This window comes from Celeribacter sp. SCSIO 80788, assembly GCF_051054295.1.
Classification (GTDB): Bacteria; Pseudomonadota; Alphaproteobacteria; order Rhodobacterales; family Rhodobacteraceae; genus Celeribacter.
In genome coordinates this window covers 73,821-99,316 of record NZ_CP150482.1, presented here as the reverse complement: position 1 = coordinate 99,316, position 25,496 = coordinate 73,821, and the positions used below count along the sequence as shown (strand labels likewise).

Annotated in this window: 34 protein-coding genes; 2 read left to right on the top strand and 32 right to left on the bottom strand. The window is 57.1% G+C overall.

Annotated elements, in window-relative coordinates:
- Positions 1-51 precede the first annotated feature (51 nt).
- The 10 genes from V1471_RS00635 to V1471_RS00590 all read right to left on the bottom strand — a co-directional run bounded on the left by V1471_RS00635 (position 52) and on the right by V1471_RS00590 (position 6,716).
- A complete protein-coding gene (locus tag V1471_RS00635; protein ID WP_434286325.1) occupies positions 52-705 on the bottom strand; it encodes a protein-L-isoaspartate O-methyltransferase family protein in 654 nt (217 codons plus the stop codon).
- 853 nt (positions 706-1,558) lie between these two features.
- A complete protein-coding gene (locus V1471_RS00630; RefSeq protein WP_434286324.1) occupies positions 1,559-1,828 on the bottom strand; it encodes a hypothetical protein in 270 nt (89 codons plus the stop codon).
- Positions 1,825-2,340, bottom strand: coding sequence for a glycoside hydrolase family 108 protein (locus V1471_RS00625; protein WP_434286322.1), 516 nt, complete (start codon positions 2,338-2,340; stop codon positions 1,825-1,827). The genes V1471_RS00630 and V1471_RS00625 overlap by 4 nt, the downstream gene beginning before the upstream one ends.
- Entirely contained in the window at positions 2,337-2,570 is a 234-nt protein-coding gene (locus tag V1471_RS00620) for a hypothetical protein (protein ID WP_434286321.1), read from the bottom strand. The genes V1471_RS00625 and V1471_RS00620 overlap by 4 nt, the downstream gene beginning before the upstream one ends.
- Before the next feature lie 186 nt (positions 2,571-2,756).
- Positions 2,757-3,080: a hypothetical protein gene (locus V1471_RS00615; RefSeq protein ID WP_434286319.1), complete on the bottom strand. Its 324-nt coding sequence runs from the start codon at positions 3,078-3,080 to the stop codon at positions 2,757-2,759.
- Positions 3,077-4,240, bottom strand: a complete 1,164-nt coding sequence (locus tag V1471_RS00610; protein ID WP_434286318.1) for a phage head spike fiber domain-containing protein — start codon at positions 4,238-4,240, stop codon at positions 3,077-3,079. The genes V1471_RS00615 and V1471_RS00610 overlap by 4 nt, the downstream gene beginning before the upstream one ends.
- Entirely contained in the window at positions 4,237-5,301 is a 1,065-nt protein-coding gene (locus V1471_RS00605; RefSeq protein WP_434286317.1) for a pyocin knob domain-containing protein, read from the bottom strand. The genes V1471_RS00610 and V1471_RS00605 overlap by 4 nt, the downstream gene beginning before the upstream one ends.
- Positions 5,302-5,379: 78 nt before the next feature.
- Positions 5,380-5,733, bottom strand: coding sequence for a hypothetical protein (locus tag V1471_RS00600; protein ID WP_434286316.1), 354 nt, complete (start codon positions 5,731-5,733; stop codon positions 5,380-5,382).
- Entirely contained in the window at positions 5,730-6,476 is a 747-nt protein-coding gene (locus V1471_RS00595) for a Rha family transcriptional regulator (RefSeq protein ID WP_434286315.1), read from the bottom strand. Before V1471_RS00595 ends, V1471_RS00600 begins: the two co-directional genes overlap by 4 nt.
- 72 nt (positions 6,477-6,548) lie before the next feature.
- Positions 6,549-6,716: a hypothetical protein gene (locus V1471_RS00590; RefSeq protein WP_434286313.1), complete on the bottom strand. Its 168-nt coding sequence runs from the start codon at positions 6,714-6,716 to the stop codon at positions 6,549-6,551.
- 103 nt (positions 6,717-6,819) lie between these two features.
- Here V1471_RS00590 and V1471_RS00585 point away from each other — a divergent pair, with 103 nt between their 5' ends.
- Together V1471_RS00585 and V1471_RS00580 are read left to right on the top strand one after the other, a co-directional pair.
- The gene (locus tag V1471_RS00585; RefSeq protein WP_434286311.1) at positions 6,820-7,053 is read left to right on the top strand and encodes a hypothetical protein; all 234 of its coding nucleotides are present in this window, start codon (positions 6,820-6,822) and stop codon (positions 7,051-7,053) included.
- Between the two features lie 405 nt (positions 7,054-7,458).
- Positions 7,459-7,635: a hypothetical protein gene (locus V1471_RS00580; RefSeq protein ID WP_434286309.1), complete on the top strand. Its 177-nt coding sequence runs from the start codon at positions 7,459-7,461 to the stop codon at positions 7,633-7,635.
- Here the strand turns inward: V1471_RS00580 and V1471_RS00575 are convergent.
- The 22 genes from V1471_RS00575 to V1471_RS00470 form a co-directional block, all read right to left on the bottom strand.
- Positions 7,629-9,191, bottom strand: a complete 1,563-nt coding sequence (locus tag V1471_RS00575) for a hypothetical protein (protein ID WP_434286307.1) — start codon at positions 9,189-9,191, stop codon at positions 7,629-7,631. The genes V1471_RS00580 and V1471_RS00575 overlap by 7 nt on opposite strands.
- Entirely contained in the window at positions 9,191-10,987 is a 1,797-nt protein-coding gene (locus V1471_RS00570) for a cell wall hydrolase (protein WP_434286306.1), read from the bottom strand. Before V1471_RS00570 ends, V1471_RS00575 begins: the two co-directional genes overlap by 1 nt.
- Complete coding sequence (locus V1471_RS00565) at positions 10,984-11,991, bottom strand: tail fiber domain-containing protein (protein WP_434286304.1); 1,008 nt, start codon at positions 11,989-11,991, stop codon at positions 10,984-10,986. The genes V1471_RS00570 and V1471_RS00565 overlap by 4 nt, the downstream gene beginning before the upstream one ends.
- Positions 11,992-12,330: a hypothetical protein gene (locus V1471_RS00560; RefSeq protein WP_434286303.1), complete on the bottom strand. Its 339-nt coding sequence runs from the start codon at positions 12,328-12,330 to the stop codon at positions 11,992-11,994.
- Between the two features lie 83 nt (positions 12,331-12,413).
- Complete coding sequence (locus tag V1471_RS00555) at positions 12,414-14,012, bottom strand: hypothetical protein (RefSeq protein ID WP_434286302.1); 1,599 nt, start codon at positions 14,010-14,012, stop codon at positions 12,414-12,416.
- Entirely contained in the window at positions 14,012-14,617 is a 606-nt protein-coding gene (locus V1471_RS00550) for a hypothetical protein (protein WP_434286301.1), read from the bottom strand. The genes V1471_RS00555 and V1471_RS00550 overlap by 1 nt, the downstream gene beginning before the upstream one ends.
- A complete protein-coding gene (locus tag V1471_RS00545) occupies positions 14,614-15,192 on the bottom strand; it encodes a phage adaptor protein (RefSeq protein WP_434286300.1) in 579 nt (192 codons plus the stop codon). Before V1471_RS00545 ends, V1471_RS00550 begins: the two co-directional genes overlap by 4 nt.
- Positions 15,192-15,518, bottom strand: a complete 327-nt coding sequence (locus V1471_RS00540; RefSeq protein ID WP_434286299.1) for a hypothetical protein — start codon at positions 15,516-15,518, stop codon at positions 15,192-15,194. Before V1471_RS00540 ends, V1471_RS00545 begins: the two co-directional genes overlap by 1 nt.
- The gene (locus V1471_RS00535; RefSeq protein ID WP_434286298.1) at positions 15,519-15,776 is read right to left on the bottom strand and encodes a hypothetical protein; all 258 of its coding nucleotides are present in this window, start codon (positions 15,774-15,776) and stop codon (positions 15,519-15,521) included.
- A 50-nt stretch (positions 15,777-15,826) separates the two neighbouring features.
- Positions 15,827-16,819: a DUF5309 domain-containing protein gene (locus V1471_RS00530; protein ID WP_434286296.1), complete on the bottom strand. Its 993-nt coding sequence runs from the start codon at positions 16,817-16,819 to the stop codon at positions 15,827-15,829.
- Between the two features lie 25 nt (positions 16,820-16,844).
- Positions 16,845-17,786: a hypothetical protein gene (locus tag V1471_RS00525; protein ID WP_434286294.1), complete on the bottom strand. Its 942-nt coding sequence runs from the start codon at positions 17,784-17,786 to the stop codon at positions 16,845-16,847.
- Positions 17,787-17,822: 36 nt separating this feature from the next.
- Positions 17,823-18,047, bottom strand: coding sequence for a hypothetical protein (locus tag V1471_RS00520; protein ID WP_434286293.1), 225 nt, complete (start codon positions 18,045-18,047; stop codon positions 17,823-17,825).
- Positions 18,044-18,304: a spike base protein, RCAP_Rcc01079 family gene (locus V1471_RS00515; protein WP_434286292.1), complete on the bottom strand. Its 261-nt coding sequence runs from the start codon at positions 18,302-18,304 to the stop codon at positions 18,044-18,046. Before V1471_RS00515 ends, V1471_RS00520 begins: the two co-directional genes overlap by 4 nt.
- Positions 18,304-20,397: a portal protein gene (locus V1471_RS00510; protein WP_434286291.1), complete on the bottom strand. Its 2,094-nt coding sequence runs from the start codon at positions 20,395-20,397 to the stop codon at positions 18,304-18,306. Before V1471_RS00510 ends, V1471_RS00515 begins: the two co-directional genes overlap by 1 nt.
- A complete protein-coding gene (locus V1471_RS00505) occupies positions 20,397-21,698 on the bottom strand; it encodes a PBSX family phage terminase large subunit (RefSeq protein ID WP_434286290.1) in 1,302 nt (433 codons plus the stop codon). The genes V1471_RS00510 and V1471_RS00505 overlap by 1 nt, the downstream gene beginning before the upstream one ends.
- Complete coding sequence (locus V1471_RS00500) at positions 21,695-22,126, bottom strand: hypothetical protein (protein WP_434286289.1); 432 nt, start codon at positions 22,124-22,126, stop codon at positions 21,695-21,697. Before V1471_RS00500 ends, V1471_RS00505 begins: the two co-directional genes overlap by 4 nt.
- A gap of 228 nt (positions 22,127-22,354) precedes the next feature.
- Positions 22,355-22,969 (bottom strand): hypothetical protein, encoded by a 615-nt coding sequence (locus V1471_RS00495; RefSeq protein WP_434286288.1) that lies wholly within the window; start codon positions 22,967-22,969, stop codon positions 22,355-22,357.
- 22 nt (positions 22,970-22,991) lie between these two features.
- The gene (locus V1471_RS00490) at positions 22,992-23,207 is read right to left on the bottom strand and encodes a hypothetical protein (RefSeq protein ID WP_434286287.1); all 216 of its coding nucleotides are present in this window, start codon (positions 23,205-23,207) and stop codon (positions 22,992-22,994) included.
- Between the two features lie 375 nt (positions 23,208-23,582).
- The gene (locus tag V1471_RS00485; protein WP_434286286.1) at positions 23,583-23,885 is read right to left on the bottom strand and encodes a helix-turn-helix domain-containing protein; all 303 of its coding nucleotides are present in this window, start codon (positions 23,883-23,885) and stop codon (positions 23,583-23,585) included.
- Positions 23,882-24,244 (bottom strand): hypothetical protein, encoded by a 363-nt coding sequence (locus V1471_RS00480; protein ID WP_434286285.1) that lies wholly within the window; start codon positions 24,242-24,244, stop codon positions 23,882-23,884. Before V1471_RS00480 ends, V1471_RS00485 begins: the two co-directional genes overlap by 4 nt.
- The gene (locus tag V1471_RS00475; protein ID WP_434286284.1) at positions 24,241-24,687 is read right to left on the bottom strand and encodes a hypothetical protein; all 447 of its coding nucleotides are present in this window, start codon (positions 24,685-24,687) and stop codon (positions 24,241-24,243) included. Before V1471_RS00475 ends, V1471_RS00480 begins: the two co-directional genes overlap by 4 nt.
- 1 nt (position 24,688) lies before the next feature.
- Entirely contained in the window at positions 24,689-25,492 is an 804-nt protein-coding gene (locus V1471_RS00470; protein WP_434286283.1) for a hypothetical protein, read from the bottom strand.
- Positions 25,493-25,496: the final 4 nt, after the last annotated feature.

The window sequence follows — 25,496 nt, the reverse complement described above, 5'->3', positions numbered from 1 at the left end:
CTTTGTTATCTTCGAACGCCGGGGCCGTCCCGGCCTATCGCACGTCCTGCATCAGAGCGCGAATTCCGCGCGTTTTTCAAATCCCGGAAGGATCGGCGCCGTGGCGTTGAACACCATGCGCCAAGTGATTTCGCCGCCTATTTTGTACCCTATACGCACAATGCCAAGGGCTCCGTCGAGAAAAATAGCACAGATGCGACCATTTTCCTTCACCTGCGACAGAATGGCCTCAGGCATTTCCTCAACCCCGCCTTGCAGGATCACAGCATCATACGGACCATGCTGAGCTGCCCCTACGGCAATCTCTCCGGTTTCGAGGATCACGTTGTCGGAACCGTTCTCGGCCAGAGCCGCCGCAGCGTCCTTGGCCAGTTCCGCATCTTCCTCGACCGCGACCACCACCTGCGCCATGCGCGCGATGACGGCAGAGGAATAGCCGAGCCCGCACCCCAGATCGAGCACCATTTCGTCATTCTGGATGTTCAGCGCATCGAGCATCTTCGCCAGAACCCGCGGATCGAGCACCACGCGGCCCTGGCCGAGATCGACATGCTCGCCCACATAGGCCGCCTCGCGCTTGCCGGCGGGGACGAAATTCTCACGCGGAACGGTGAGCATCGCCTCGATGATGGGGAACTTGGTCACATCGGAGGGGCGAACCTGAGTGTCGACCATCGTGGTGCGGAGCTGGGTGAAGTTTGCCATGGGCTGAACTCTTTCGTTCAAGGACGTGTCCGCGCCGTTTTGCCACAAGCCTGCGGTCGGGGCAACATCCCAATGCGTTCACAAAATCGCGCAAATGGCGGTTGCACAGTGTCTGACCATAGTATAGACACCGCCTCACCCATTTCGGCGAGTTGGCGGAGTGGTGACGCAGCGGATTGCAAATCCGAAGCGATACGCATGAAAAGCGCAACAAAATCAATAAGAAAAACATATATCGTTTGAACATTTTCGAGCCAGAAACGGCGCGAACAAAGCGCGAATGTTCTAACGGTCGATCTGCACCAAGAAACTTTTGATCTGACATGAAATCAGTGATATGGTGAAGTGAGCGCGACTATTGCGGCGGGTTAAGCCCGTGAATTAACAAGGTGAAATACCCGAAATCTGATGACGATCAGGGCCGTGCTCAAACACAGCCGCATTTTTGCGGGCGTATCGTAAGCCCCTGATCCAACGGGACGCCTCGGATCAAATAGGCAGGTTCGTCCTCATGAGCGCGGCGACACGGTGATATTCTGCTGGCCGTAGCACGGGAAACCGGAGCGATATGCGGGGTTCATAGCAGGCCCCGCCCGCGCTCAACAAGTCTCACCTGTAAGTGGCGAATGGAGCCAAGCCAGCGTGATCGTCCCGCTAAAGGTGACGGCTGACAATCTTGGAAGTCCGGTGCACAGGGCGACAGGGGCGCGACTGGTCAACGCGCAGCTACTCCACCACCCCGTTCGCCGCGCCGCACTCGACCAGAGCCTGACGGTCACGCGCCCAGAACCGGAACGCCTCACCTTGGCTTATCCCACGATCTGGAAGCGAGACAGGCACACGGCAGGGGGCTTTATCGGATGGCGTCGAGTGCGCGCACCCGGCCAGCATCAAGACCACAAGCATCAGCATCAGGTAGCGCATTGGCTTTCTCCATGATCTCTTCGAAATCTCCGCGTAGGGCGGAAATCGTTGTCGCTGCATCGGCGCGTTGTTTTGCCAGCGCCTTTGCCGCCTCAGCCTCCGCCACGGCATACTGACGCTGCACACGCTCCAAGCGCCACGTCTGGACGCCAGCGACTGCCAGAGCGGCGGCAAGGGCTATGGCGAGGATGCGGGTCATGCCACGGCGTCCAAGAGTGCATCGTATCGGACCCGTGCCACACGGCTCGACCAGCCACGGCCAAACGTGCGATACGTCGGCAGGCGGCGCAGGAATGCCATACGCGCATCGCACAGATCACTGACGACAACCCGCTCATCTTTGGCGCGCACAGCGGCCAGCGTATTCGGTCCGATGCGACCGTCGATTTTCGCGCCAGTCACCTTTTGCAGATACCTGGCCGCGCGGGCCGGGCCAGAATTGACGCCAAAATCAAACACGGCGAAATCCACACCGGCAGGCAAGAGATCGGCGCATACTGCATCCCAATACTGCCGCTTATAGACAATCACGGCTTGCTCCGTGGTCAGCGCCTTGAGGTCCGCCACTGTCCCGCGAGGCATGACGTAGCGCCGGAATGTCGCGAGGGTAATGCCCTTGTTCGTTGCTCCGCCGGGATCGTCTGGATGGTCAACAAAACCGCCCTCATGTATCAGGGTGCGCGGGATGCAGATTTCAGCACGAGTGGTCATTTCTGATCATCCTCCGGTGGAAGTTTTGCAGCCACACGCACAGCCTGCACAACAAGACGGCGCAGGGCGCGCACCTCAAGTCCAAGAGCGAGCAGGCCGGGCACAACATAGGCCCACCACGGCGGCTGCTTTGCCATCACGTCGAATCCATAATCCGCCGCGAAAAGTCCGATGACGAAGAGCACAGCAATGACCTGCACAAGGCCGAACTTCTTGCTGTCCTCAGCCATGAAAAACCCTCCCGGCATGACGCGCGATAGCCCACACCAAAAGAAAACCAGCCGCCCCGCTCAGGCTTGATAGGGCCATGACGGTAGACAGCGCCACCGGCACACATACGTGGTAAATGTCATCGCGGTTTTTCGAGATGAAGCACCTTATGCCGCACCACCGCCGCTTGATCGATGTCCAGTCCATCACGCCCCTCCAGCCCAGACCACAGCGGGCGTTGCGGGCTCGGGGCGGGCCTCCTCAGGCAAAGCCTCGATTGCGGAGATCACCTCCGCGACCGCCGTTCGCACGTTCATGTGCCAGCCGTCGAGCGCGACCGTCTCGGGATATTCGATCCCATCAGCGGCGGTGAGCGTGACGCCAGTCTCCGCGTAGATCGTGCCAACCTCAACCACAGAGGAAAGGTCCTGACGCCATACCGTTTCGTCGGCATCGTCTTGCACCGTGAGGATCGGGAGTGCGGCAAGCGCGGCGGCGCGGTCGGAGAATTTCAGATAAAAGTCGGTCATGCAGGAACTCCAGTCACGATGAATTTGGAGCAAAGGAGACGGCCCGGAATGCTCGCGCCGCCAGCGGAGTGTCCAATACGCGCCGTCGTGGGTGGCGTGTATGCCCCGGCCAGTGCTTTGCTGACAGCATCGCCATTGATCGACCCGCTAATAGCGGCTGCGGTGAAGGTCAGATCGACCTCGACGGTATCGCCAAGGGCAGCACCGGAATACGTGTACGTCCCTTGCAAAACTCCACCAGAAAAAAGGGATACGCCGAACAGGGCCGTCGATTTTTGCCAGCTCATCGTGATCCTGCTGGCAGTCGTCCCCGCGTCGAGCACAAAGGCCATATTGTATTCGTCTTTCTCAACCTTAACGCAAAAAGTCCCGCGCACTCGGACGCCAGCCGACACATCGGCAGTGATCGGCGCGGTGACCAGATCTGCGGCCCGCGCGGTAGATGCGCCCGCGCTGTTGATGAAGCTCGTGCCAGAGGTGCCTGTTTCGAACTGCGCTCCGAGGAGAACCACGTCTTGACCAGACACAGCGCTGGCCGGGCCGAATCCGATGTTAAGCGCGCCGGTGAAATTCGGCACGAACGTGGCATCAAGCTGATAGACGCCACCAGACCCAATAGCCGCAATCGTGACGTTGCTCAGCGCGCCTGCGGCTGAAAGCGCGTTCGTATTGCCAGAAACCGCAACATCGACGCGGGTCTCCGTTGCTCCTGAAACATTCACCAGCGTCGGGCGGAGCTTGCCGGAGGTTCCGAACTTGAAGAACGCCTGTAGGTGATAGCTCACACCACTGGTTACGTTCGGTGTTGCCGTGTGGTTAAGCCTGTTCCACACCGCCCCATTCGAGGCAATCTTGACCCCCGGAAAAACCCCCAGCGCATCAAGATCGAGATCGGTCACAGTCGCAGAGCTTGCCGTCCAGCCCGTGGTGGCACTGGCCGTGGCATAGGTCAGGAGGTTCGTCGCCCCGGCCTCGACCAGAATGGCACGCTGGCCGGAGAGACAGCCATAACGCAGCGTGTTCGCCGCATAGGCCACCAGAGATCCGGCACAGGACAGCGCGTAGCTGGCGGTGCTGTTGGCATTTTCCAGACCGGCCATGAGACGCCGAACACCGTTCATCACGACAGATCCAAGGGAGAGATCGAAGCTGAAGTTCATCGGCGCACCATCCCGTAGACCTTGATTTTCCCGCCGGTAAAATCACTGGATGAAATAAATTTTATGGCATTTACGGCTCCGAGAGGGCAGTTGCATCCGAACATCATTGCCCGCCCAGCACGCCGCAAGACACCAGACGAAATGGCGCGCTCTGACAAGCCGCTCAAATCGATGTGACCGTCCATATCACCAGCATTTCGCGACAGGAGAATCGCAATGGTTCCCGTGGAGTTGCCTCCGGCGTCTGTTACCGACGCGTTATAGCCCGTAGTCTGCCACGTGGACCCGTTGTCAAATGACACCTGAATTTGCAGGTAAGAGTCTATATTGAGAACATTATAGGTCTCAATCCTGATAGCTTCCCATGATCCGAGATCCGTGAAAGGAATGTTTGCAACATCGGCGCTGTACTCCCATTTGGCGACGAGCTGAGGACCGTCCTTGATCCAGTCGGACCAAACTCCGGCGTACTTCACGCGGGTAAACTTGGCCACGCTCGCGAGCTTTACAGCGCTCACGAAGAGGTTGTCGTCGTCGTATTTGACAACCTCTGCACCATAGGCCGATGACACGCCTTCGCTATCCGGCAAGTTGCTCGCACTCGGCATGAGCACGAACAAACCTGCCTCCGAGATATTGTCGGCATCGTCAGAGATTTGCGGAGAGGTCTTGGCGACGTTCTCAAGCTCAAGAGTTGTGCGCTGCGCCGCCGCGTCTGCGCCACCAATCAGCGCGCGGCCTGCTTCTGTCAGGTCAGTCAGCGCCATCGCTCCGGCACCTGTTGCATAGGGCAGCTTGTCGGCCGCAAGCGTGAGGCCTGACAGGCTCGCAAGGTTGGCGTTATAGGCTTGGACGTTCGTGCCGATCAGCAGGCCAAGTGCCGTTTGCGCTGTCGTGACGCTTGTTCCGCCTGTGCCGCCTGCCGTAATGGGCCGTGCTGCGTTCAAATCGGACACGACGTCATCAACCAGCGTGTTGAACATAGAGCTTTCAATTTTGGTGTTTGGCACAGCCGTTGTTCCGGCTGGCTTGCTGTATACGCCTGATCCGTTGCGGGGCATTGACGTTCCTTTCATGCGAAAAGGCCCCGCAGATTTAACCGCGAGACCTTTTGTTTTCAGATAGTTAAAGACTGTTCTTTATGCGACGAGTGCGCGGGCTTCTTTGCGAAACTGCTCCGTTTCATTCATCCGAACGCCGTAGTTTCCGAAGTCACTCATTGCCATGATGATCATTCCAAGATCGGCCAGAGACTGCGCAGGCGTGTTCTGTATCCGGCGCGCCAAGTCGCACTTTCTCGCCGTCGCTGCGTCACAAAGCGCATCACCCTCACCAGTCGGCTCGTTTTCATAGGTCCGCTCCTCTTCGAGGTCGAGACGCACCCATTCGCGGAACATCTTGGAGATGGGCGTTTCCGCATCGCCAGCAATCGCAGGAAGTGCGCCCGCCACCAGTGCCGCCGGGGCTGCGGCCAGAAGTTCACGACGGTTCATTGTGCACCGCCTTCCTTGGCGAAGATTTGCGCCAGACGCTTCATCCCCTTCGGGGTGATCATCAACGTGATACTGACGCGCAAATCACCGTCGCGGGCCGTGTATTCTCCCAATTTGTGGTCCAGATAGCCGGTGTTGCGCTTTTCGACATAGGCTTGCAGCGGGCCATGACCGTTTTGCCGGAATGCCCAGCGGTTGAGTTGCAGCCACTTGATCAGGTGGCTTTCCTTGACGCCCAGAACCTTCGCCGCCGGACGAACAGACAGAGCGCCTTCCAGAGAGTCGAGGCGGTCATAGGCCTCGGCCTTCGGCTCAAGCTCCAAAACCTTCGCTTCGGCAACCTGTGTGCGCTGCGCGTAGCTCGACAAGAGCGGAACAAGCTGCGCCGGATCGTTCAGATCGACAACGGGAGCCTTGAGGCGCTGTTCCATCGCGTTGAACGCCGCGAGGAACTTGATTTTCCACTCCATCGCCTTCTTGCCGGTGAAGCCCATGACCAGCATCGAATACCCGTCGCGGGTCATTTCGTACATCTGGTAGGTCTGCCCGTTCTGACCATCCACATACGGGGTCTGCGCAAAATTGCGCGCACCCCACTCAGCCTCTTGTTCGATCAGGTTCTTGATTGCGCGAGACACGTCGCGGTGGTTCTTCTCGAACTTCTCCGCAATGATGCGTGATGTGGTTTTCAGGCTTTCACTGACAAGCCCATTGAAGTCATCGTGTTTAACTGCCATATTCATTAGGAATTTTCCTTCATAGCTGTTTGGAATTCACAAAGACCGTTGGGCTGCAACCCGGCGGTCTTTCTCGTTTCAGGCTCCGGCATTTTCTTGCCCTGCCCATCCAGACCCCTTTTTCAGACAGTGAACAATCTCACCGCTAAAGGATCTGTCATTCTGTGCTGCGCTCACTTTCAGCATCTTCCGCAGGCTTGCGGGAACAGTAATCGTGATGCGAACGTCTTCGTCGTTCTGTTTCATGTCTCTACTTTCACGAGTGTCGTGACACAACAAATACCATGTCACGAGTTTCGTGACAATAGACTTCCTTGACTTTTTTCACGAGGAAAGTGACATAGGCAGTATGTCAGGACACGATGGATACACTCGCTACACATTGCGCATTCCCGATGCGCTCTATGAGCGCGTCAAGTCTGCGGCTGGAGAAAAATCCGTAAACGCCGAGATCGTGGCAACGCTGGAAAAGTTCTATCCCGACATCGACCACATAGATGACAGGCCGGAACAAGATCGAATGAAGTTCAATTACATTCTTCAGGAGATGAAGAAGCTACTTGATGAATATTCGGAGGATTGAAGATGAAAAGAATTGCAGTTGTGGCGTTGATGCTTACCGGATGTGTTTCAGAAACTGGTGAAAGTTTCACCGCGCCGAATGGCGTAGAGGCGAAAACAAGCAAGTGCTCATCTTCACCAGAGGCATGTTTTTCAGAGGCTTCTAAAGTTTGTTCTGGGCCGTATCAGGTGATCGACAGCTACAGCAAAGCAGGAGGCCTTATCGCTGACTTAGTGCCCGGACCCGTGACGTGGTATTACATGACATATCAGTGTGGCCCGTCCAATGGACAGATGCCTTCGTTCCCGCACCGTGGAGGCACATACTCGCCACCATCTTCAACGACAGTGAACTGCTCAACATTTGGAAACTCAACCACATGTCGGTCGTATTGAAACTGTAAGAGATAGACCCCAGATAGAGACGATGGACCTTCTCGATTTTGCAGCCGCCGTGCTAATCGGCAACCTTCTGACCCTTTGCGTAGTCTGGGGATTTCAGCAGTTCAACAAGCACGATTACAAGGCCCCGTGGCTGGCTTATGCGGCGTTCCTGATGCCGACTCTTTTCATCATATCAAGCGTCTACTTAAACACTCACTGACCTGTAGCAGCGCCGCGCCGCAACAGGCTCTCCACGATCTTTCTCGTCCCATCCGTGGCAACCGGAAGTGTCTGCATCCCGCCGTTCGCCACAAGAGCACGGACGATTTCGGCATTCTTGCGGGATACTGCCTCAGACCCCTTGCGGGCAAGCATACCGGTTCCTGCACCGATAGCCGCACCGAATGGACCGCCAAGGCCAAAACCCGCCCCGATTTGCCCAAGCTGACCGAGGCCACCGCCAAGCAAATTCAAGACACGCTCCGACGCCGTTCCATTTACGACACGGCGCATCGCTGCAATCTCCGCATCCGAAAAGCTGCTCGATAGCTTCTTGTTCTTCAGGATGCGAGAGAATTGGTTTCTGATTCCGCTCGATCCGCCGGACAAATAGTTCTCGCTCGCGTCGATGGCGTCATCAATCGTCTGGCTGCGAGACATGCGCGACCAAATGTCTCTGGCCTTCGGTAGGGCATCTTGCAGAGCCTTCACGTCACCAGACACGACATCATCCGGCCCCATGCGCTGCACGAAGTCGTCAAGGCCTCCGATGATCTCCATGCCTGCTCGCTGATCCGTCTTGTTTGTCACGTTTCCAGCCGCCGCACCGGCCTGACGGCGCATCTGATCAAGAGACCTGAACGGAAGAGCGGCGGTCGGATCTGTTGCCATGCTCTGAGACGCATCATTCATGATCTGAGAGGCGCGCGCGGAATTTGGCGTGAGACTTCCCGGCCCCGGCAATTCATCAAACCCGGTGTTTTCACGCAGCATTTGCGCAATGCGCTGTCTGGTTCTTTCAAACGCCTCAGGCTTGATTTGGACACCAGCGTCATCAATCGCCTGATAGGCCGCGTTTCCCTGCGCCCGTAGTGCCTCTGTCGTTGGCGCATTGCGGGCTGCGCTAGAAATTGCACGTCTGGCCGCGCGTCCATCCATTGCGCGCTGGATGCCAGCACCTGCGGCCGGGGCGACCATACCGACTCCACCGCCAAGAAAAGCGCCAGTCCTCGCGTCTCTGATGCGATCCTCGCCACCCTCGCCCTCCATGAACCCATACGTCGCGCCCATGCCAGCGCCAGCAGCCGTAGACGCTGCCACACGCGCCCCAAGGTTTGCGCCGCGACTGAGAGTGCCAATCGTCCCGAACGGAAGCGTTACACCAAGCAATCCGCCACCAATGTCAGCGGCCAATGCCGCGCCGGGGTTCTCCTGCTCGAACAGCGCCTGTTGTTGGCGATTTTCAGCAAGGCGCTCGTCGTAGGACTTCCCGCCGGGGATCATGCCCGCGACAGCCGCATCCGCCTCATCGCCGACAAGTCCGAAGGTCATGGACTCGCCCGCTTTGTTCAGGAAAGAGCCGATTTTCTCGCCCATGTTCTGCGTGGTCGGGTCGTCATCTCCAAGAAGGAACTCTTTGGCCTTTTGTCCGAAGCCTTTCTCCGACTGCTGCGTCCCTCCGGTGAACTGACCCATGGCAGAAACCGCCGTCTGCATATCAGGGGCATCGACTTCGTAGACCTTCCCGTCCGGGCCTTGGATTTCGTAGACAGCCATTATTGCTTCTCCCGGATGCGCACGCCGTTGATCTCTGTCCAGCCTTCGTCGTCGCCCTGAGAGGCCTCGCCGCGCACGATAGAGGCATACATACTCCGCGCCTCGTCATCCGGGATGCCTTGATTGACGATGCGGTCATATACCTTTTCGAGGCGGTCAAGGTTGTAGAGAAGGTCATCGGATCGCTGAGACTGAACAAGTGACCCATAGACGGCCTGCAAAAGACGGTTTTCAAACTCCGAAACCTGCCCGAGAGCGCCGCCGGTCGGAGACGCATCGCGCATGGCTTGCAGCTTGTCGAAGCCGATGTTTGCCTTGATCGTTTCGAGCCTATTTTTCAGCGCCCCAGCCCTTGTGCTGTCGATATTCGACAATAGTCCACCAACAACGCCCGTTGTCATCCCTTCACCAATCAACTCGCGAGCAAGCCCGATTTCATCCATAACAAGATCAAACCCAGCCTGCTTTTGGGTCTGTGCCTGAGATTTTTGTTGCTCTGCCTGTTGCGCTTCCAGAGCTGCCGGAGACCCCGGAACGGCAGCAGCCTGCGGAAGGCCTGTTGCCGGGTCGATTACCGGGTTTCCGTTTTGATCCATGACATAACCGTAGTCTGTGGACAGCTTGCCGAGGCCCGGAGACCCGCCGGTATTCACATTCACGTTGGTTTGCGCGCGCTGAGCCTCTGCAAGGTCGCGCTTGTAATCCATGAATGTGCCGCTGTAGCCCTGTTGACGCGCCATCTCGTATTCCCGCTGCCCTGTCGTGAGGTTCGGGGCCGGGTTCTGCATCTGCTGCAACTCAAGCTGCGCCTTCTGCAACTGCATCTGATACATCGGGTCTGCGGCCTGTTGCGCCGTGCCGAGCATGCCTTGCAGCGTTGCGCGCTGTTGCTGGTTCAGCCAAGGGTTCGCAAGCGCCTGCTGTAGCTCTGCTACGGAAGGGCCCGAATATCCGGTGTTCATGGCGGACATGCGAGGTTGAGCGGAGCCACCGCGCCCCGCATCAGCCGAGCCGAACACATGGTTACCGATCCGCTGCCAATCTCCGCCCGCCTGCTGCCCCCATGCAGGATTCGCCGCCGCCGGGTTGTAGTAGTGTGTCGCGCCGCCGGTCGGGTCTTGGTATTGGCCGGACAGAATTGCATCAGCCACGCGGTAGGCGTCTTGCGAAGGTTGCATGCCATCCATATTCAAGCCGCCCTGACCGTTTGCGTATCCAGTCACGCCGTTCCATGCCGAGAATTGACCGGGCTTCATGATCACACCATCGAACCCGTCGCCATACCCACCCGTCTTGCGGCGGTTGTCGATCACAGCGCCAGCGGCGAGCATGCCTTGAACACCTTCTCCTCCGGCCTCTGCCATGAGGGTTTTCGCCAATAGGTCGCGATCCCCGCTTGGCTGCCCGATAGCTGCCATGGCGTCGTCACCGATGCGAGACGGATCATTCAGGGCGCGCGTATCATCCATCGGCTGAGTTGGCGCGCTTGGCGTCCCCCAATTCTCCATGCCTTTCGTGGACATCGAGAACGGAGACCAACTGCCGTTGTATCTGTCGATCTTGTCCTGATAGATCTGTGTCGCCTCGCCGCGCTTCTCCGCCTCGAAGTCATCCATTTTACCTTGCGCGATGTTATCGAAGAGACCAGCGGCAAGACGTGTCCAACCATCTCCAACATATTTTGGAGTGCCGTTCCCAGTTATGACATCGCGCAAAGCCTGACGCTTTTTTGCCAACTGTTCAGGAGTGGTGTTCTGGTCATATGTGAACATGCCCTGGGAAAAAAGTTTGCTCATTTCGTCGCCTCGTCGTAATTCACGGCCATCAGGCCGCTTGGCGTCGTCGTCACAGCTTCCGGGCGTTTCTTCTTCACATCCTGAGCCATTAGGCCGATTTGCAATTTCGGATCGCCTTTGTAGCGGAAACGATAGATGCCGATCCCGTCTTTGGTCTCGCCAATCTTCTCTTTGTCCTCTTTCACACGAGCATCCGAAAGGGTTACACCCACCTTGCCAAGGCCAGAGAAAAGGCCTCCAACACCGCCCAATAGACCTGCGGTAGCCGCCTGATTCTGCTGCCAAGCTGCGAGTGACTGACTGTCGTAATTCCCAATGATCGAAGCGTTATCCGTCCCGGTGATCTGAGAAGAATTGGTGTTCGCGTAGGTCGGGTTGTCCACCTGAGACCCGCTGAGAAGCGCCGTGATTTCGTTGATCGGCTGATTGCGCTCCGTCAGGGCCGTATTCAGTCCGGTGCTGTACGCATCGAGCAGGAACTGGTTCTGTGTGTTCTGCTGCGACTCGGTGAGGCCTGCCATGGCACGGTCATAGGCCTCCGTGCCAACCTTGATACCCTGATTGGCAAGCTGTGCCTTGAGCGCGTCGACGCTGTTCGCGTTGTTCTCGCTGTTCAGGCTGTTGTAAAGGTTGTTCGCCCAGTTCTCATACTCGCCTACGCTATAGCTGAACGGATTTGCCATGTAGTCGTTCAGGAACGCAGATTGGTTGTTTGCCAGCGTGGCGAGGTTCAGCTCAGCAGCGTTGCTTTGGTCGGAAATGGCCTGTTGTTCGTCGGATAGCGTCTGCGTTGCCGTGAATGTCGGAACATCATATGTCTCACCGGTATACGGGTCGGTCCATGAGTATGATCCGGTCTGATCATAGGTCAATGTCCCGTCATTCGTGACCTGATTGACGTTGCCGAGGAATGCATTCGCAATCGCCGTGCTGACATTTGTCCCGGTCGTCGCCGCAGAGGTTTCAACCGGATCAGTGGGTTCGGGTGCCGATGATTTCCCCATTCAAGCCTCCTTGTAGAATTTTGAAGACCGCCACGCCTCATCTGTGAGCGTGATGATTGAGCCGTCTTTGTCACGGCCTCTTAGCCTTGGGATGATGTATTCATTCCCGCCGAGAGCCTTCCAGCATCGGCGCGGGTTTTCGTTCTCTACAGCCTGACGCGCGACAATCATCTGGCATTTTAGCCCATCGAATGCGTAGGTCAGCGCAGCGTTAATAACCCGGCGCGTGAACCATCTTGGGTTTTCGGATGCCCCAGAAATCTCCACAATCCCGGTTTCTGGTTCCCAATTGTGAAACACGATGCCAGCAACCACATTGCCGCCATGTTCAACGCCCATGGCCCGCGATGGTCCAAACCCTCGTTCGCATCCGTCTATACGATCCGCCACCCATCCAGATATGCGGTCATCAAAGAATGGCGTCACGCGACCGCCGCCCCCACGACGTATTGCGCTTCGATTGCTGCAATCTCAACGTTTGGCGCAATGTCAGTGCCGGATGTCAATTGCAGACATGGGGCAACAACGCTCCCTGTCCTGCCAACGGAGACCCAATCAGAAACCGTTTGAGCCGCTGTCGTGGCGTCCCAAACGGCGACATCCCACTCACCAACATCCCAAACATCGCCTTCGAAGTTTGCCGGAGAAGAAGGCGATGACGGCGGTTCCTCTCCGTATTCAATAAGCGCCGTGACACTCGGATTCACGGGAGTACCTGCGAGAAGGTTTGCACGCATCTGGAGGACAGTTTTCGTCACGCCATAAATCCCGAGGCTTTCATACTGCCCGATGAACAGGGATGTGTACGGCGTTCCGTTGTCGCTTCCGCCAGCATTCATGAGGAAAACAAGGCCGTCACTGTCGGAGAAATATGATCCGCCACCGAATGACCCCAAGCACTGCGCGTCCCATCCCGTAATGCGAGACCATGCGCCGGTCATCATGTTCACTGCCATCAGCTTGTAGCTGGTTGACGAAGCGACAGGCTGCGACACAATCATCACGCCAGCTTCATCGAGTCTGGCAATCTCCCAATCAGATGTCGTAAGTCCGACTTGCTCTTGCCAATACGGCGTGATCGGTCGCGATACTGCCTTTGTTTCGATTGCTCCGAGGTCGGTTGTAACCGCGGCTGACACCGGGATAAGCCCAACCTCAGTTGCCACAAGCAAGTCGCCACCTGCTTGGATGTGAGATCGGCGCGAAATTGGCTTAGGCAGTCGATACCGGCCAGCAAGCGCCCATGTTGAGGCATTCGACGGGTCGGTGCCTTCGTAAATGATCACCTCGCCTTCTGTGGACACAAAGACGCACTTGTCATCGAGACCGTCACCAGCATTCAGTGACCAGCTCGCGCCGAACAAGAGGCTTCCACCCAGACGAAACACGCCTGCGAGCGAAAATTCCGTTGCTGCGCCTGCAATCGAGTCTGCCGGGAGATACCATGCGCTTTGCGATCCGCCCTCAACAAACCAAACGCGGCTGGCGTGGCTCCAAGCGTGGGTGAAAGCGGATGTCAAAACGCCTGTAATTGCAGGAGAAGACGCTGCATTGATCGGCGTGAATGTCGATCCGTCATAAAGCAGAAGATCATCCGCGCCATTCACCGCGAGAAGGTAGTCACCGCCAGCCGTGCCATACTGAACAGAGGAATAATCTCCTGACGTTTGCCCCGTCACGGTCGCCGTGACGGCCACATCTTGATCAGCGACAGAAGAGATGTTGTAAACGTCAGTTTCGGTTGCGGCAAAGAAATGCTCAGTACCCGATCGGTAGGTGAACATGGTTTCGACCGGATCAGGAACAGTGGCGTATTTCACGGACCCGCCGCGCATCTTTGCGCCGCGAGTTGTCGGCCACCAGTTGTCCAGTCTGCTTGCCCCTGCCGGTTGAGGGTCTGCAATGCTGTCCGTCATGATCCAGCCGCGCACCGGGGCTTGAAACGTGTACGGCTGCGCCGCTACCTGACTTGCACCTTCGGGCTTTTGGGCAGAGGCCTTTTTCTTTGTCCTGACCTGCATCACCGACCCCGGTCATCAAATGTTGCGCGGTCGCTGAGCATGGCTTCATATTCGGCTTCGAAATCGTCGTAGCTCATGCCTTTTTGACGACGCCACCGCACAATCGTCGCCATCGCAAGAACGTCCTCATCGATCAGAGACGTGTCTTCGTCCGCCGCCCATTCGCTTCCCCCTGCGCTGCACCAGTTTTTTGACTGGTACGAAACAGTCGCCGTCTCAGATGTCGCCAAATACGGCCACAGGGTGATTTTCGAGCCTTGCAGAATGAAATACCTAGGATCGCCCTCAACAGGCGTCAGGGTACGCCATTCAGCTTGCGACAAGCCGCGAAGCACCGCTCCACCACTCACCACGGATACGCCATTGGTCAAGTGATCATAATCATCAGGAGGGAGATCGAATGTCTTGTTTGTTCCGTCTCCTGTCAGCGTTTCTTCTCGCGTCAACTCGCCCCAATCGACGCGACGGACGAGTTCCATCGCGGCCTTCTCGGAGAAGTCCTTGACCTCCTGCCATCGGCGCTCAGATGACCCGGATACGCTCGTCGGAACCTGCTGCATCCCGCAATTCAGCGCAACAGTTTCTGCAATGGTCAAAAGGCTCATGGCGTCACCCCGACAACTCGGACCGTTGCTTGCGCATATCGAGCGCGATGGTCATCTGCCGCCAAGTCGCGCTTTGCCTCGCTCAAAAGCTGCGAATAGGCCCGCAATGCCTCAAGGTCTCTGACCCGGCGCGAGGCCTCGACACAACAGGCCCAGAGATAAACATCGGGGTACCCTTCAAGCAGCCAGTTGCTCGTTGCCATGCTCGTCGTCAGCGACGGAATCTTGGCGTAATACTCAAGCGTGTAGTCACCATCCTGAGCACGCAGCTTGTTGCCAGAAATGGCGTAAAATGCGCGGTTGTTCGCGCCACGCTCATAGATGGTCGTCTGCTGCGTGTATTTCTTCCCGGAACCGTCAAAAAGACCAATCACGGATGCAAAATCATCCGGCAAATCAGCTTCGCCGGATGCGACCGTGATGGATGTTTCGGTGATCTGATTTCGCGTCTTCAACTCTCGATTGAGAGAGGACTCAGCCAATACCGTGATCGTGTCGAACATCTCGGCAAGCTCTGGGCGCGCAATCTGGCCCAATACTTCCGTGCGCAGATCAAGGTAATCACTGAAAGGCATTACACGCGCCCCTCTTTGGTTCGCCATGCGGCGTTGTCAGAGTCGTTGAGCCACTTGCTGAGATACTTATCGTCGCGCTGACGGGATGCCTCTGCGAGTTGATCGTGAAAGACGTTCAGCGGAATAGAGGCGACATGGTGATAGTCGCCTTTCCAGTTGTTTTCTGCGAGGGTCTTTTGCTTCGCGTTGATCTCAAGCGTCTTCTCAACGTTGTAATCCGTGCGATAGGTGGTCGACCCATCTCCGTTGGTGCGGGCCCATACGGTCCTTCCAAGCTGGAAATCATGATCGACCAACCACCAGTCGCCGTCGCGAATGCGGGCCATTTATTTGACGCGCTCCAGAAGCCCGGATTCCATGCCGTCGATCAAGGCGTCTTTCGTCACGGAGACGATTTGGCCTTTGCGCACACGGTCTTCTTGTTTCTCTGTCGGCCAGTAGCCACGAAGAACGCGGGCCTCGACGGTTTCTTCTTCCTGCCCTTCTTCCTGCGGGAGAAGATCGGCCAGCTTTTCAGCGCCAAGGCGAGCATCGAATTCAATGCCTGCCGCTTTCAGCTTCTCGATGATTTCGTCTTTTTCCATTTTCAAACCCTCATGTAAAAAGCGGGGCCGTTAAGCCCCGCCTGCTGTCATTAGGAGGCCGCGGTCAATCCGTAGACGTCAGCCACGACGCCAAGGCCCTTCTCGTTGGTCGGCTTGAGCGCCCCCTCACCGAGCAGGACGAATTTCTTCGCATCGCCGGTTTTCGCCACGTCCTTGTCTTCCTTGATTTTGCGGAACCAGCCCCACTTGAGGTATTCCGTATCGACGAGGAAGGCGTTGCGAGCGAGACCGGCAGCGCCAGCCATGACGCGGTTCGGGTGAACCATGACCTTGCCAAACGGGCCTTCGTAGACGTCGGCATTGGCAACGATGGAGTTGTTCTTCCCGGTCGACGCCGCATAGCGGAAGGACGCCACATTGGAGTCGGACATGAATGTCACGAACACCGATTTGACGTAGGGCGACACGAACAGGTGGCCGAAGTTTGCCCCGGAGGTGTAGCCCTGCTGCATGACGTCATCCAAGAGCGTCTTGGTGAACGCGCGCTGCGTGCCGTTGGTCGGCGCAACGGTCAGGCCGGTCCCGGAGTTGAAACCACCATCCGCACCGGTCGCGCCGCGCGAGGCGTTGGTCTCGATCCACGAGGACAGAGAGCCGGATTTGCGCGTTGTGCCAGCCACAGAGGCGTTTGCCGCGACGATGGAGTATTCCACGTCCTTGCGAAGCTCGACGCCCTTTTTGAGCTTCTGATACTTCACCTGCTCGACGCTGCCAGCGTTGTCGGTGGCGTCTTGTGTGCCGGAGATGATGCCTTCTTTGCGGAGAATCTGGGTGTAGTTGCCCATGCGATCCGCGGGCGTGGTTGCCCCGAATTGATATTCGTCACCTTCGAGCTGAACGTTGTCAGCCGGGGCGGCGAGATCATCGGTCTCCCATTCCGGGTGGGTGGTTTTGAAAGACACCTTTTCGATCATGGAATAGATAGGGGTATCTTCCGGGGTGATGCGCGAAACAACATCGGAGAGTTCTTCGCGGTTGCCAGTCGCAGATGTGGACTGGAAGGTGTTGGTTACAACAGCCATTTGTCAGTTCCTTTTGATGAGGTTTTCAGTCGAAATCCACCGCAAGCGCGTCCTTCATGGACCCGGAGCGGCTGAGTTTGCGCATTGCCTCAACGTTACGGCTGGCATTCTTTGCACCCTGTCCCGGCTTGCGAGGTGCCGCCGGGGCTGCTTTCTGGGCCTTCTCACGAACGACTTTCTTGGACTTCTCCGCCGCCATGCCCTTCTGCGCCCAATGGGCCAGAGCGAACAATCGGTGGTCGGACACCTGAGAAAGCTCCTGCGCTGAAAAGCCCAAATCCTCGGCTGCGGACTGGACGCCTGCGAAAAACTTCTCGCGGCCATCCTTGGTCCCTGCTTCCGGGAAGCGTTCGATCAGCTTGGCATTCTCGCCTTGCAGCATTGTGCGGCGGTCCTCGTCGGACAGTCCTTGACGCACTTCCTTGGCCTGATTGCTCACGTCCATCAGCTTCTGAACCTGCGCAATTGCGCTGTCATAGGCTGCTTTCTGCTGCGTGTAGGCTGCCGGATTTCTGTATGCGAGAGCCGCGTCAGGCTCGTTCGGGATCAAGCTCGAAATGTGCTCGATAAATGCCGTCGTAACGCTTTCGATGCGTTGCGCTTCCGCTTCTGTCGCTTTCCGGCGGTTTGCCAGATCCTGCGACTTCCGCGTGTAGTCCGCCTGCATCATTCGGCCTTGAATCAGGTCGGAAACAGTGACTTCCTCACCATTCGCCAGTTTGACCACGTGGCTTTCTTCTGCATATGCGGTTTGCGGTTCTTCCTCGGATTCCTCAGCCTCAACAGCCTCCGGTTCTTCCTCGGTCTCCGCCTCCTCATCATCGGTCACGCCTTCCTCGGAAACTTCCTCGTTGTCCTGATCTTCATCAGGATCGAAGTAATTCCAGTCCGGCGCGTTGTCGGCGTCAGAGTTCAATGCGTTATCGGTCTCAACCTCAAGGGCCGAGTTGTCGGTTTCGCCTGTCATTTTTGATTGCCTCTCGGCTGAGTGTTTGCGCCCCGCTTAGACGGGAGCGCCTTTTCGCTCCGGGGTGCTTACGGCAGAGCGCAAGTCCGAGCGGAAAGAACGTGCCGCACGAACGCGCTCCTGCGCCTCGATGCGGTCTTTTTCGGTCTCGGCATAGATCAGCATTTCAACTGCTGACTTTTCAATGCCGTCGAGAATGTCATGGAAAAGCGGATTAGAATTGATCTGCTCCGCAAGCGACTTGCGCTCCTGAGGTGTCACCAGAGGCTCACAATCGTCACAGCATCGGTGCCTGTGGCATACACCCGCGTGACGCGAACCGGGTTGTAGCCCTCTTGCAGCGGGAGGGCGATATTGCTCCCAGATCCCACCATATCTACGGTCACGGTTCCGGCAGCGTCGAGCAAGAGCGCGCGGCTTGCGTTGCTCAGGTCGGCGCTGTCATTCGGTGTAACCGCTTCTGCGTTGTCTGCGGGGCTGTTGATGGACTTCCCGCGCCCTGCCCATTCATCGGCCATCACATAACCTCCTGTTGAGCAAGCCCTGCGGCTTGCGCTTTCCAAATTTCATCTTGACGTCTGATTTCTGCCTGCTCGCGGTCAAACCGGTGCTGAGCTGAGAGCTTTTCGCGCTCCCACTGAATTTCTTGCGCTTTGAGTGCGGCTTTGCTTTCAAGATCAAGTCGCTGCCGCTCCGTCTCTGCGGCAATCTCGGCCTGTTTGACGGTAAGGTCGGCCTCCATCTGGGCCTTCTCTTTGTCGCGATTGGCAACCATCTTGGCTTGCTCAAGCTGCATCTGACTCTGAACTTTCATCTTGGCCTCTTCGGCCTTGATTTGCTCTGGCGACGGCTTGTTTTTCATCGCCTGCATCTTTTCTGCGACTTCATCCGGGTCAGGCTCAGTGAAATACAGGTCAACAGTTTTGAGACCTGCGCTCTCCACAAGGCGAGACAGCGTGTTGTAGAGGTTTTCAGGTTTCACGAACGGGTTGTCCGCACCCATCATTGTGAGGAGCTTTTCTTGCAGCCCCAAAACCTGTTGCATCACGATCATGTCCCGCTCGCGTGTCCCGGCCCCAAGGCCTGTGTTCACGGAGCAGTCCATATCTGCGTTCCACTGTCGCGGATCAAATGTCACCCACTCGTCACGCAAGCGCACCGTGCGAGGCACGTCTTGGTGGCGGATGATAAGGCGCAGAAGGCCGCGAAAGACCTTCCGCAGCCCCATCGCGACCATGCGCACCATCATCTCAGTCTGACCGATTCCGGCCTGCTCGATCATCGCCGACGCCTTGGCGGTCATGTTCTGCAAAGCATCAGGCGCAAGTCCTGCGGAGGCGTCGGAAATTCCGGTTCTGTCGCTGGCCTCTTGGTCCATATATTCCAGCATCGAGAAGCTATCTCGCGCGACGAAAGGAACCGTGTTGAACCCAAGCGCCGCGCGCACGTCTGTGCCACGGGCAACTGTGATCGGCTTTCCGAACTCGGGGTTGTAAACCGCTTCCGGGTTCGTGACCGCGCCCTCCTGAAAGATCGGCTGCGGGTTGTTCTGCCAATACAGGTTGTCGAGCGTCTGCCGTAGGAGAACAGTTTTAGCGCGCTGCACATCGCGCAGATCGTCGTAGAGAGAAATACCCTCCCACTGGTGCGGCTGCATCATCACGCTGATGTCAGCACACTGCACGTCGTCGCACTCTTCGTTTTCAAGCAGGTTCTTTTCGCTCAGACCGCCGGCGAAAATCATATGCCGCAACTCAGAGACGCCGTCACCGTCCATATCAATGCGCAGGTACAGGTCGTAATAGTCGATTTCTTGGTTCTCTAGCGCCACTTCATCGCCATCGAGGGCCATGTCTCTGCGGATCGCATCTTCTGTGTCGTCATCATCCGACTGGCTGAGTTCCCTAACTAGCTTCGGATCATATCCCATTGAAATGAGATCACCGCGCCGGACAGTTGTCTTTTCTCCCGTGATCAGACTGTCATCGACGGATGTCGCGTCCGGGTGAATAAGGAAATTCTCGCGCGGCACAACGCCGAGCATTGCTTTGCGATCACGGAATGTCCGACGCACCTTCACGTCGTACAGCATGACGTCGCCAAGCTCGGTCTGCTCGATGTATTCAGCGCTCTCCAAAATCTCAACGCTGTCGTCGTCGGCAAGCTCTGCCAATGCCTCGACGGTCAAGCCAGTGTGCCGCGAGATAGATACGCGATCCTCGTCCTGCCACCACCACTTGATGATGCCATTACGAAGCAACAGGGCGTCATGCACGGCGTCGTACAGAACGCGCTCAAGGTCACAGTCCGGCGCGATGACGTGGTTCACATAGTCAGTCGCCTGTTCTGCCCCTGCCTCGTCATTTTCCCCAACAGGCTGATACTCAACGATGCGCGTCGATGACATGAGCGTCCGCACAAGCGACGGCAAAACCTTCTTGATATGGTCGCGCACATCGCGGGACACCATAGCGGATCGTCCCTCATCCGATGGCGTGTCCTTCATCGTCCCTTGGTAGTACTCCATCGCAAGAATGCGTTCGGCGGACAGGTCATCAGCATGGCGCTCTGCCTCCTGAACCATGCTCTTAATCGTTGCGATTTTTTCCATCACACCACCTTTCGACGAACGAATGACGGCTCTTTTTTGCCGTTCTGCGGAAGCTCATAGGCAACAGCACCAAGCCCGAAGGCATCAGCTCCATGCGATGACCAGTCATGATCCGGCCCCAAGCCAATGCCGCGTTCTTCGTCCCGTTTTTCGTGATACCAGCCGATTGCATCCAAGCCCCCGGCGCATTTCTCTTCGTCAAACCACATGACAGGGAAAAGCCGCCGTGCAGCCTCTACGCGCTTCATCGCCGCGCCCTTGCCTTGGTTGGCTATGACCTGCACTTCAAACCCTGCGTCTCTCAGTGCGCTCTCGTAGCTCACATCATGCACGCGGTCGTTTGTTGCCCCATCATGAGGCAGAACACACAGCGCAGAGCCGTGCCCTCGGGATCGCAGCCACTCGATGTGCGCGGCCAGCGGCTGGCCCTGCGTCTCGTAGTAGTCCAGCCAGCGGATTTCCCGCCCGATGAACTGCACCACCCAGATCGCGCAAGCGTCAGCCTTTGCGCCCGTGCCGCCGATGTCCCAGATCGCCCGTTTCGTCATGAGCGGGTCAGCCGCGACCTTACCTATACGCCCGTCAGCGCGCGCGGTGTTCAGCGAGGAAGCGTAGTAAGCCCCCTCCATCGCCGTGATGAAATCGCCTTCCCAGACGTGAGCATATTGCTCGGGGCGCGCGGTCATGTCCGCTTTGCGCTCCCGGTCGATCCTTGCCGGGAACCACGGATTGTCGCGCCAGTTCATCTCCACGATCTTCATGCGGCTCGGGTCGGAGTTGAGCCGGAACCGCTTGTGCGTGGCGCTGACCTTGCTCGCAGGGTTCCAAGTCACCCATAGCTCGGAGTCGTCTTCGCGGATCGTCGGGATCAGGATGACCCAGGCTGGCTCTGTGACGTATTCCGCCTCATCCACCCAGCAAAGCAGGATGCGGCTTTTGCCTTTGACTGACCCAAGGTTGCGATCAAGGCCGGTGAATTTGAACTCAACCCGGCCCGATTGGGTCTTGATGTACTTCTCGCCCACGTCGAAGTGAGGACGCAGCCATTCAAGGTCGTCATCCTCAAGAGCCAGCTTGAGCTCTAGCAGCGATGAATCATCGAGCGAGTTCATGAACTGACGACCGCAAAGGATGATCCCCGAGCGGCCTGCCATGTCGAACATGTGCGCCTTGATGAGCGCCATCTTGGCGAAGGTGCGGGTCTTTGCGGATCCGCGCCCGCCGTATGCGCCGCGAACGTCCGCTTGGCCTTCAAACACCGGAACAAGCTTTTCCGGCATTTGGATGTTGACCGCAGTCACTCCGGCTTGACCGCCACAAGGTTGATCGTGGTGACGGTTTTTATCGGATTGTCGCCACCTTCAATCTGCATTGGGAGAACTTTCCCAAGAAGCGACATGAACGGCCCCGGGTTTTCTTCTGCCTGCTTCTCAAGATACGAGACAAGCCCGTCCGAACCGACTTTGTTGCCTGCGTTCTCCGCCGCTTTCAGAATTGCATCCTTGAGCAGTGCTGTTGTCTTGTTGAGCGACCCTTTCGGTCGGCCCTTACCCGCAGCAGGCGGTTTGCGCTTTGCACTACTTTCCACTTGTTTATTGGTCATGGCATTCAGTCGAGTCCCTTGCGGGTTGTTCGCCTCTTGCTGTTGATGTGATTGCCTCGCCTTCACCAACTCGCCCCATTCATGCCCCGCGCCCACGGGGTGCCGCCAGAGCGTTGACTTTCGCATTGGTGATTTCCTGCGGCGAGTGTGCCGGTCAGGGAGTGGCGGCGATGAAATGAAAAGACCCGCTCCATTTCTGGGCGGGCTGAATAACCGCCCCCCTCAATGTCTCTAGATTGCCGTCTGAACATTGAGGAGGGGCTTCTAAAACAGAGAGGAAAGCCTCTCCGGTTCACGTTCTATTTTTCCATAGCCCGTGCGATGATTGAAGGCTACGTCAACCCCCCTAGAATTTCAAGCCCTTTTCCAAGGAGTCATCGGCGGCATTTCATCCGTGACCGTGATGCCGGAAAGAATTCCAAGGCTGCGCAACTCCGACCCGATGTAGAGCAGTGCTCCCCACCAGTCGAGATAGGCGCGGCGAGCGGATGCGATCTGACTTCCGGTCGGGCGCATCGTGATCGGACAGCATAGAACCGGATCGTGAACGATTGCACCTTTTCGGTTTCGGCGCGGGACGCTCTGGAAAGCCTCAGATCCATGCAGGAGCTTGGCGTCCTCAGTCTTTGCAAAGACCCCGTGTCGGTTCGTCGTGGTATCTACAGGATAGACGCGCGGCGTTGCATCTTTCATCCAGTTCGGTTCCGTCATGGTTCTGGCGTGGTGTGCAATCTTGTCGGCCATCGAGATTCCGCCGTAGTTGACGGGCAGCTGCGAAACCGTTGACGCAATCACCTCTGCATCCCATGCTGGGTGTGAATAACCACCTCCATCCACCTGACAGCCAATAGCGCCGATTTGAGCAACAAGCCATGTCGCGGAAACCTGTTTTCTCTGCGCTACCTCGTCACGCTCGATCTGTGCGCACTCTGTCCCAAAGGCCCACTCTAGGGCAGCCTGAATAGGCATCTCGCGCGCCCTTGTGATCTGCTCATGCTTCACTGCTTTCCCCCCCCTTATCCTGGTCTATCCTCTCAAGCTGCGCGGCAAGATGGTCGCAGAGCTTTGCCTTGTCGTCTTCGGTGCGCGCGTTGCCGTATAGAGCCTTGAAGCTGGAAAGCACATACTGCGTATCGCGGTACTTGCGCTTCGCCTTGGCCTGTCGCGCCTTGCGTTCTTCGAGCGGGAGGGGCTTGTGGTGCGTCATCACTTCACCCGCCCTTGCTTCACTGGAAGAACGGTGCAAACGCTTCCATATACCTTGTTGTAGACAACCTCGACGTCACCAATGCTCGTAGGCCAAAGGTAATGCGTCCTGCTCAGGCTTTCTGTCCAAATGTGTCTCGCCTTGCCGTCTTGTGCTGTGATTGATCTGTTGATTTCATCAATGGGAGGCTCTGAATTTCCAACCCTTTGGTTCCACCGAAGACGGAAGTGCTTTTTCAGATCGTTGACGGTTTTGACCTTTTTCCTCTTTCCCATCAATTCACCCTATAGATCTGGTCAATAACGCGCTGCGCTACGCCATTCATGCGATCACGGTCTGCCTTGCGCTGTTCTGCTGTGGTGTGGTGGCGGTGGGTCATTGCGCGGCCCTCTTCTCCACAGCCCGAAGCGCATGAAGCACAGTCGTGTGATCCCGGTTGAAAGCCCGACCGATGTCAGGCAGAGACATGCTCGGCTTTTCGCGTCTGATGGTCGCCATGCAGTCCTGACGATGGCGTGCAAGCGTCTGCTTTTTCGATGGCCCGACGAGATCGGTGACTTTCACGCCGCGCTCATCTGCGAACGTCGAAATGATCTCAGACAGCGATCGTTCGCAGGTGAAACGCGTGGCACGCTGCCATGCGCGATCCGCTTGTGTCGGCAGGAGGTGCAGGGTCATGCTGCTTCCTCCTGTGCAATTAGAGCTTTGAGGATTGCTGCGAGCCATGCTCTGGCTGGTGTTTCAGCACAACACCAGTCGTAAATTTTAGGGCCGACAGGATATATCAGCACTTGCCAACCACCGGTGTCCACGCGGTTCATTATGCCCACATTCCATCCGTCGAAAAATACCTCATGCAGCGCCTTGGCTGCGTCGAGTGAGCCTTGGTAAGCCTGCGCGATCAAAAGCCAGTCAAATGTCTGACCGTCATCTCGCGCCTTCGATGCCATTGATCGAGCGACAACCTGAACCTCGAAAAGTTCAACGCCATCCCCGACCTTCGCCAGCAAGTCTTTCAGTGATTCGATGCGTGTCATTGCGTGTCTCCCGCCTTCGGAAAGCGCTTCACGACATGGCCGAAGCCGCGCTCGGTCAGGATGTTGGCGCGGGTTTCGGCGTCGATGTTGTTTCGCGGTCGGTCTTCGTCTTGATCCTTGACGATCTTCGGCATGGGACGACTCTTGCGCACAATCGCCCAAATTGCACCCGCGTCAGGCTTGCGCAGTACGCCATTCTGGGTACGCGGCCCGGTGCGCTGATACTCTGCCCATGCGCGGCGAATTTCGCCCTCAGAAGCGCTTTCCAGAACATCGGCCCATCCCTCAAGCTCAAGAACTTGCTCTGAGGCTGGTGTTGCGTAATCGCGCCAGAACTGGCGAAGGATCGCAGAGGCTCGGATGACCACCTTTTCGCGGTGGGCTTCCTTCTGTGCCGGGCTGAGAGCGTTGAATCCGGTGATGGTTGAGATTTGGTTGGTCACGTTACCACTCCTGCGATTTGTTGGTTGTTCCCGCCGCTGCGGATCGAATGATTGTTTGCTGATCGACCTCCGGCGGTGGGCGTCCTCCGCCGCGAATGACCCGCATTTCGGTTGGCTCAAGGCGCTGTTTTTTGCGCCCGGCGTAATCCGCCATGGGTCCGGAGAAGTATTTGAACGATGAAATCTGAGAGGTGGCTTTCCCGGCGACGTCACGGATCACGGCGCACTGTTCGTCCAGCGTCAGCCCGAGATCGTCGCTCCACTTCGAGGATTCGAGCATGTCGTTTTGATTTCCCATGATGCGACCGCCTGCGGTGCAATCCTGAGAGCCGTGGCCCATCGCTTCGAGAAGCCGCTCACGATCCGTCAGCGTCTCGCGCGTATCATCATCATAGTAATTCTGGTTTCTGGACTCTGGATTCTGGGTTTTATCCTTTGGGTTAACCCCATTTTCATCATTTTCCCTTATTTTTAAGGCTGGGTTGCCACCCTTTCGACCATTTGACTTGTCTTTTTCGGCCTTTTTAAAGTCCTTAATCATGCGCGAAGAAGCGATGAAATCTCCGTCAACGATAATGCACACGCGATATTCGATGAGTTCCGCGAGTAGCTTTTTGGTCGTTCTAGGGTTGTCCCCGAGCGTTGCAGAAAGCTCTTTTTCGGTCATCGGGCGACCTGAAATTTCGAGCCGACCTGTGCCCGCCTCATGCATCAGGCATAGCATATCCATCCACAGTGATCGTGCGGCGCGAGATACAAGACGGAGCTTCGGCTCACCTATCCAGTCGCTCGTGTACAGTTTCATCCAA